The sequence below is a fragment of the Arthrobacter sp. 3Tela_A genome, assembly GCF_049311025.1.
Classification (GTDB): Bacteria; Actinomycetota; Actinomycetes; order Actinomycetales; family Micrococcaceae; genus Arthrobacter_B.
The window spans coordinates 37,000-43,264 of sequence record NZ_JAXIOM010000032.1 but is presented as its reverse complement, the minus strand read 5'-3'; the positions used below and the strand labels follow the sequence as shown (position 1 = coordinate 43,264).

The following is a 6,265-nucleotide window of genomic DNA, read 5'->3' as shown; positions in this document are numbered from 1 at the left end:
GGCTGCTCCCTCTCGGGGCAGCCGGCCTTTTGCCTGTCTGGTCTCAGATGTAGATCGCCGGATCAACGTACTCCGCCGGATCAACGGCGGGCTGGTTCATCTTGGGATCACGGTGGCGCCACGTCGCCGGAATGCCGGTAATGATCGAGTCCGCAGGCGCGTCCTTGACCACGACGGCGTTGGCGCCCACGGCACTGTTGGCACCGATGGTGACCGGGCCCAGAACCTTCGCACCGGCGCCCACGGTGACGCCGTTGCAGAGGGTGGGATGCCGCTTGACCTTGGCCAGCGACCGCCCGCCCAGGGTCACACCGTGGTAGAGCATGACGTCGTCGCCGATCTCCGCTGTTTCCCCGATGACCACACCCATGCCGTGGTCAATGAAGAACCGGCGGCCGATAGTGGCGCCGGGGTGGATCTCGATACCAGTGGCGAAGCGCGCGAACTGCGAGAGCACCCGTGCCGGGAAACGCAGTGCCGGGTTTGCCCACATTTTGTGGGTCAGGCGGTGCATCCAGATGGCATGCAGTCCGGAGTAGACGACGAGGTTCTCGAAGGATCCGCGCGCCGCCGGGTCGTGGGACGCGGCGGCGGCGAGGTCTTCGCGTAGGCGGGACAGGAAACTCACGGGTGACTTTCTGCTTCGGGGTACCCGCCGTCGCAGGCGGGGCTGACTAGCCGCGGATGTCGTCGTAGAGAACGGTGGAGATGTAGCGTTCTCCGAAGTCACAGACAACGGCCACGATCAGCTTACCGGCGTTTTCCGGCCGCTTGGCGAGTTCGAGCGCTGCCCAGACGATGGCGCCGGAGGAAATGCCGCCCAGAATGCCTTCCTTGGTGCCCAGCGCACGCGCCGTGGAAACGGAGTCCTCGATCGAGGCGTCGAAGACCTCGTCGTAGATTTCGGTGTCCAGGATTTCGGGGATGAAGTTGGCTCCGATGCCCTGGATCTTGTGCGGGCCCGGCGAACCGCCGTTGAGGATTGCCGAGTCCTTGGGCTCGACGGCGACGATCTGCACGCCCGGCTTGCGCTCCTTCAGGACCTGGCCGACGCCGGTCACGGTACCGCCGGTGCCGACGCCGGCTACGAAGATGTCCACCTTGCCGTCGGTATCGGCCCAGATCTCCTCGGCCGTGGTGGTGCGGTGGATCTGGGCGTTGGCAGCATTGGCGAACTGCTGGGCCCAGATGGCGTTGTCCGTCGTGGCCACGATTTCCTTGGCCTTCTCCACGGCGCCGCGCATGCCGTCGGCTCCCGGAGTCAGCACAATCTCGGCACCAAAGGCACGCAGCATGACCCGGCGCTCAGTGGACATGGTTTCAGGCATGGTGAGGATCACCTTGTAGCCGCGGGCAGCGCCAACCATGGCCAGGGCGATTCCGGTATTGCCGGAGGTGCCTTCCACGATCGTGCCGCCGGGGCGCAGTGCGCCGGCCTTTTCAGCGGCGTCGACGATTGCCACGCCAATGCGGTCCTTGACCGAGTTGGCGGGGTTGTAGAACTCAAGCTTGACTGCCACATCGCCGGGCAGGCCCTCGGTGAGCCGGTTCAGGCGGACCAGCGGGGTTCCGCCGACCAGCTGGGTGACGTCGTCGTAAATTCGTGCCATGTTTTTGTCCTCTGTTCGTCGAAGCCTGTGAACCGGATGCGGAACGCTTGTTACTTCAAGCGTATCTGCAGGCATTCATAGGATCAGTTGTCAAGCCATTCGGCGTAATATTTCCGGGCCTTGGCCAGCTTCGGATTGATGATCACCTGGCAGTAGCCCTGTTCGGGGTGCTTGGCGTAAAAATCCTGGTGGTACTCCTCTGCCCGGTGGAAAACGGGCAGCCGGGTAATTTCCGTCACGATGGGATCGCTCCACAGCGCCTGGGCACGTTCCCGGGCCTTCTCCATCTCCTCGCGCTCCTCCTCGGTGCGGTAGAACATCGAAGATCGGTACTGGGTGCCGACGTCGTAGCCCTGGCGGTTCAGGGTGGTCGGATCATGGGAGATGAAGAACATGTCCAGGATGACCTCGGCGGGGATGACGTCCTCGTCAAAGGTCACTTCAACGACTTCGGCGTGTCCGGTGATGCCTGAACACACGCTTTCGTAGTCCGGGTGGGCGGTGAACCCGCCGGTGTAGCCCGAGACGACGCTCTTCACGCCGCGGGTCTTCTGGTAGATGGCGTCGAGGCACCAGAAGCAGCCTCCGCCAAGAACATAGGTCTTCATGCCAATGTATAAGCCTGCGCCGGCCGCAAAGATTCCCCGCCGGCTTCCGATCTGCGAATAGTGCAGGGGAGCGGCGCCGTGTTCCCTTACCCGGCAGGGGTGCGCGTGGGGTAGAACTATTAGCTATGGAAACCCCACGCAACGGCGATACCGAGGCAAGCGGCGAGGAGCTGGAAGGCCAGGATGCGCCCGCGGATCAGGCAGCCCAACCGGCAGCACATCCCCGGCTCGGAGACGTGCTCCTGGCCGTCGAAGAGCTCTGGCCCGAATCCCTGGCAGAGGACTGGGATGCCGTTGGGCTGGTTGCCGGACGCCCGGAGCGAAGCGTTCAGCGCATCCTCTTCGCCGTCGATCCCGTCCATGAGGTCATTGATGAAGCCTTGGAGTGGGGAGCGGACCTGCTCATTACCCACCACCCGCTGCTATTGAAGCCGGTGCACTCGGTGGCCGGGACAGGTTTTAAGGGCGACGCCCTGCACCGGCTGATCGAAGGCGGCTGCGCCCTGCTTACTGCCCACACCAACGGAGACAGTGCCGTGGGCGGAGTCTCCGACGTGCTGGCAGATGCCTTTGGCCTTGTAGACACCGTTCCGCTGGTGCCTGCCGCGGACGGGCTTCCCGAGGAAGGCATCGGCCGGGTGGGAGACCTGCCCGAAGTCACCACGCTGGCTGAATTCGCAGAGCTGGTCTTCAGCATCATGCCGGCGGTTGCCGGCGGAGTCCGGGTGGCAGGTGACCCGCAGGGACTTGTCCGGCGCGTTGCTGTGTGCGGCGGTGCAGGGGACAGCCTCTTCGGCGCCGTGCGGGCGCAGCAGGCGGACGTCTACGTGAGCGCAGACCTGCGCCACCACCCGGCGTCGGAAGCACGCGAGGGCGCCGTGAACGGCCGGCCCTACCTTATAGATGTGTCTCACTTCGGCAGCGAATGGCTGTGGCTGACCCCGGCCGCGGGCGCACTGGAGAACGTGCTCGCAGACCAGGGATTCAGCGTTGAGATCCGGGTGAGTACCCGCAACACCGATCCGTGGGACTTCGTCCTCACTCCGGGCTAGCAGCCGGTGCCCGCCGGTGGCATAGGCTAGGAGAGCCGCACCAGTCAGGCAAGCGGATTATGTGGAGGTATTTGGTGGCAAAAGCATCATCGGCAGAGCAGCTCCGGCTGCTCGACCTGCAGGCGTTGGATTCGAAGATGAGGCAGCTGGATTCGCGGGCGCGCAGTGTGCGGGAAAACCCCGACCTTCAGGCCCTGGCCGCCAAGGCTGCAGCCGCACGCTCGGCACTGGGTGCCGCAGCGACCCAGAGCGCCGACATTGAGCGTGAGCTTGCCCGTGCCGAAGCGGACGTCGCATCGGTGACCGCCCGCCTGGAGCGGGACCAGAAGCACCTGGACAGCGGAACCGGCGGTTCAAAGGAGCTGACCGCCCTGCAGAGCGAGATCGAATCACTCAGCCGCCGCCGGTCCGACCTGGAAGACACCGAGCTTGAAGTGATGGAGCGCCTGGAGTCTGTCCGCGGAATTGAGGCCGAGCGCCGCGCCGAGGCAGCGTCTGCGGAGACTGAACTGGCAGACCTGGAAGCCAAGCGCGACGCCGAGCTGGCCGACATCGAGGCCGAACGCGCCGAAACCCAGCGCCAGCGCACAGAGCTGGCCGGCCGGTTTGCCCCCGATCTGCTCGCAGTCTACGAACGCACGCTGGCCCGCCACGGAATCGGCGCTGCCCGGCTCTTCCACGGCACCTCCGAAGGCTCGGGCATGCAGCTGAGCCCCGGGGACCTGGCGGACATCCGCAAGGCCGCGGCAGACGACATTGTGTTCTGCCCGGATTCCGGCTGCATCCTGGTCCGTTCTTCGGAGTGGGGCAGCTAAGCGGTGACCCTGTTCGACCCAACGGATACTGAAGTCTCCGCCTCGCCGTCCCGTGCCCGGCGGACCCTGATTGTCGAAGCCGACGGCGGTTCCCGCGGCAACCCCGGCCACGCCGGCTACGGTGCACTGGTGCGGGACCCCGAGACCAACGCCATCCTGGTCGAAAAGGCCGAGTACCTGGGCATCGTGTCCAACAACGTCGCCGAGTACTCCGGGCTGATCGCGGCCCTCGAGCTGGCCAATGAGATCGACCCGGATGCCTGGATCCTCGCCAAGATGGACTCCAAGCTGGTGGTTGAGCAGATGAGCGGCCGCTGGAAAATCAAGCACGAGGACATGCAGCGGCTGGCGCGCAAGGCCCGTTCCGTGGTTGATCCGCACCGGGTGAAGTACCAGTGGATCCCGCGTGAGATTAACAAGGACGCGGACCGGCTCTCCAACGAGGCCATGGACGCAGGGATCGCCGGCGTTCCGTGGAAGGGACGGAAGCTGGCTGCCGCTGCAGAACCGGAACCGGCACCGGCCGCGGCGGTAGCCGTGCCCACCGGGCGGCTGCACCACCTCGAAATCTGGGTGCGGGACTTCCCGCGTGCCGAAGCCAGCCTTGGCTGGCTGCTTGAGCGGCTGGGCTTTGTGCGCAGGGATTCCTGGGCCACCGGCGCCAGCTGGACGGGCACCGGCGGCTACATTGTGATCGAGGCCGGCCCCGACGTCGTTCCCGAAGGCCATGAGCGGCTCCGCCCGGGGCTGAACCACCTGGCCTTCGGTGCAGGGACCCCCGCAGAAATCGACCTGCTGGTGCGGCGTGCGGCCAGCCACGGCTGGACAGCGATGTTCCCGGACAAGCACCCGCATGCCGGGGGAGCCGGCCACTACGCCGCGTACCTTGAAAACGAAGACGGCTTCGAGGTGGAACTGGTGGCCGACCGAAGCTAGCTGTACAGCTAGCTGCGCTTGCCTGCCGGTCCTCCCTGCCTGTCTTCAGGCAGGATCAGGTTGAGCTGCCAGGGCTTCCGCCCTGCCGGCGGCACTAGTTCCGCCTCCCACTTTTCCGCAGCGGCGCTGCGAAGCTCCTCGACGGTCGACGGTGCGTTGCCGCTGCGGGTGAGCAGGTGGCGTGCCAGTTCGCCGCGGGTGTGCTTGGCGAAGTGGGAGACCACTTTGCGTTCACCGCCCCGCAGCTGGAACACGTTCACGGCGGCTGTATTCTGCGGAACGGGCTGCCACGCGGCGGCATAGGTGCTGGAGCGGCAGTCCACCACCAGGTGCCCTTCCGAGTGCCTGCCCAGCGGTTCAGCGAGGGCGGCCTTCCAGAACGCTGCCAGCCGGCCGCAGCCGGGAAGGTTCGTTCCCATCGAGAGCCGGTAGGCCGGAATTGCATCGCCGAAGCCGATGGCACCCCAGAGAGCGGAAACCACGACGACGGCGTCCTCCGCCGCCTGCTGCTGGGCGGGGGTGAGCGTCGCGTGGCCAAGGGCGTCATAGAGGACGCCGGAATAGATCCGGTGGGCGGGTGCGCACGGTTCGTTTTCAAGAACCGTGTTCCGCTGTACCTCGGCGGCCAGGGACGCTCCGACTCCCAGCACTTCGTGCGCGTCAGTGGCTGAGCTGACATCCATCAGAGCAGCGAGCACTTCCTTGCGGGCGCCGGCAAGCTCAGGGAAATGAAGCGCATCGGGGTTCAGGGTGGGGCCCGACTCCGGGCGGGTCTTGCCCTCGGAGGGCGGCAGGAGGATCAGCACGAATTAATCGTACGGTCCTGCGGAAGGTAGCATTGACCGCGGGACGGGTTGGCCAGGCAATCGCGTCAGGACGGTTTTCGGACCGGACCTGCCGAGGAAAGTCCGGGCTCCGCAGGGCAGGGTGGTGGGTAACGCCCACTCGGGGAAACCCGCAGGCCAGTGCCACAGAGAAGAGACCGCCCGCGTTTATCCGCGGGTAAGGGTGAAACGGCGGTGTAAGAGACCACCAGTGCCCCGGGCGACCGGGGCAGCTAGGTAAACCCCACTCGGAGCAAGGCCATACAGGGTGCGTTTGAGGGCTGCCCGCCCGAGCATCCGGGTAGGCCGCTGGAGGGAACCGGCAACGGTTTCCGGAGATGGATGATTGCCGCCTGCAGTGCCGGTAACGGCCGGCAGGTACAAAACCCGGCTTATCGGCCAGCCCGTCCCGCCTTCTCC

Annotated in this window: 7 protein-coding genes and 1 other RNA gene; 4 read left to right on the top strand and 4 right to left on the bottom strand. The window is 65.8% G+C overall.

Annotation, left to right across the window (positions count from 1 at the left end):
• Nucleotides 1-43: 43 nt before the first annotated feature.
• The 3 genes from epsC to msrA all read right to left on the bottom strand — a co-directional run bounded on the left by epsC (nt 44) and on the right by msrA (nt 2,218).
• Entirely contained in the window at nt 44-628 is a 585-nt protein-coding gene (gene epsC / locus TVC13_RS10840) for a serine O-acetyltransferase EpsC (RefSeq protein WP_422401218.1), read from the bottom strand.
• A gap of 46 nt (nt 629-674) precedes the next feature.
• Complete coding sequence (gene cysK, locus TVC13_RS10835) at nt 675-1,610, bottom strand: cysteine synthase A (RefSeq protein WP_422401217.1); 936 nt, start codon at nt 1,608-1,610, stop codon at nt 675-677.
• 83 nt (nt 1,611-1,693) lie between these two features.
• Nucleotides 1,694-2,218, bottom strand: coding sequence for a peptide-methionine (S)-S-oxide reductase MsrA (gene msrA / locus TVC13_RS10830; protein ID WP_422401216.1), 525 nt, complete (start codon nt 2,216-2,218; stop codon nt 1,694-1,696).
• Nucleotides 2,219-2,343: 125 nt separating this feature from the next.
• On the opposite strand from msrA, the gene TVC13_RS10825 reads away from it, so the two are divergent.
• From TVC13_RS10825 to TVC13_RS10815, 3 genes are all read left to right on the top strand, one after another.
• Nucleotides 2,344-3,270, top strand: coding sequence for a Nif3-like dinuclear metal center hexameric protein (locus TVC13_RS10825; protein ID WP_422401215.1), 927 nt, complete (start codon nt 2,344-2,346; stop codon nt 3,268-3,270).
• A gap of 74 nt (nt 3,271-3,344) precedes the next feature.
• A complete protein-coding gene (locus TVC13_RS10820; protein WP_422401214.1) occupies nt 3,345-4,085 on the top strand; it encodes a zinc ribbon domain-containing protein in 741 nt (246 codons plus the stop codon).
• Nucleotides 4,086-4,088: 3 nt separating this feature from the next.
• Complete coding sequence (locus TVC13_RS10815) at nt 4,089-5,021, top strand: reverse transcriptase-like protein (RefSeq protein ID WP_422401213.1); 933 nt, start codon at nt 4,089-4,091, stop codon at nt 5,019-5,021.
• Nucleotides 5,022-5,029: 8 nt separating this feature from the next.
• On the opposite strand, the gene TVC13_RS10810 is transcribed toward TVC13_RS10815, so the two are convergent.
• Nucleotides 5,030-5,827, bottom strand: coding sequence for a YaaA family protein (locus TVC13_RS10810; RefSeq protein ID WP_422401212.1), 798 nt, complete (start codon nt 5,825-5,827; stop codon nt 5,030-5,032).
• A 44-nt stretch (nt 5,828-5,871) separates the two neighbouring features.
• Between TVC13_RS10810 and rnpB the strand changes: the two genes are divergently transcribed.
• An RNA gene (gene rnpB, locus TVC13_RS10805) (RNase P RNA component class A) lies at nt 5,872-6,256 on the top strand.
• Nucleotides 6,257-6,265 lie beyond the last annotated feature (9 nt).

Bases quoted from the DNA above. Each gene is read 5' to 3' on its own strand.
- TVC13_RS10825 (WP_422401215.1), top strand. From the start codon at position 2,344: ATGGAAACCCCACGCAACGGCGATACCGAGGCAAGCGGCGAGGAGCTG.
- cysK (WP_422401217.1), bottom strand. From the start codon at position 1,610: ATGGCACGAATTTACGACGACGTCACCCAGCTGGTCGGCGGAACCCCG.
- msrA (WP_422401216.1), bottom strand. From the start codon at position 2,218: ATGAAGACCTATGTTCTTGGCGGAGGCTGCTTCTGGTGCCTCGACGCC.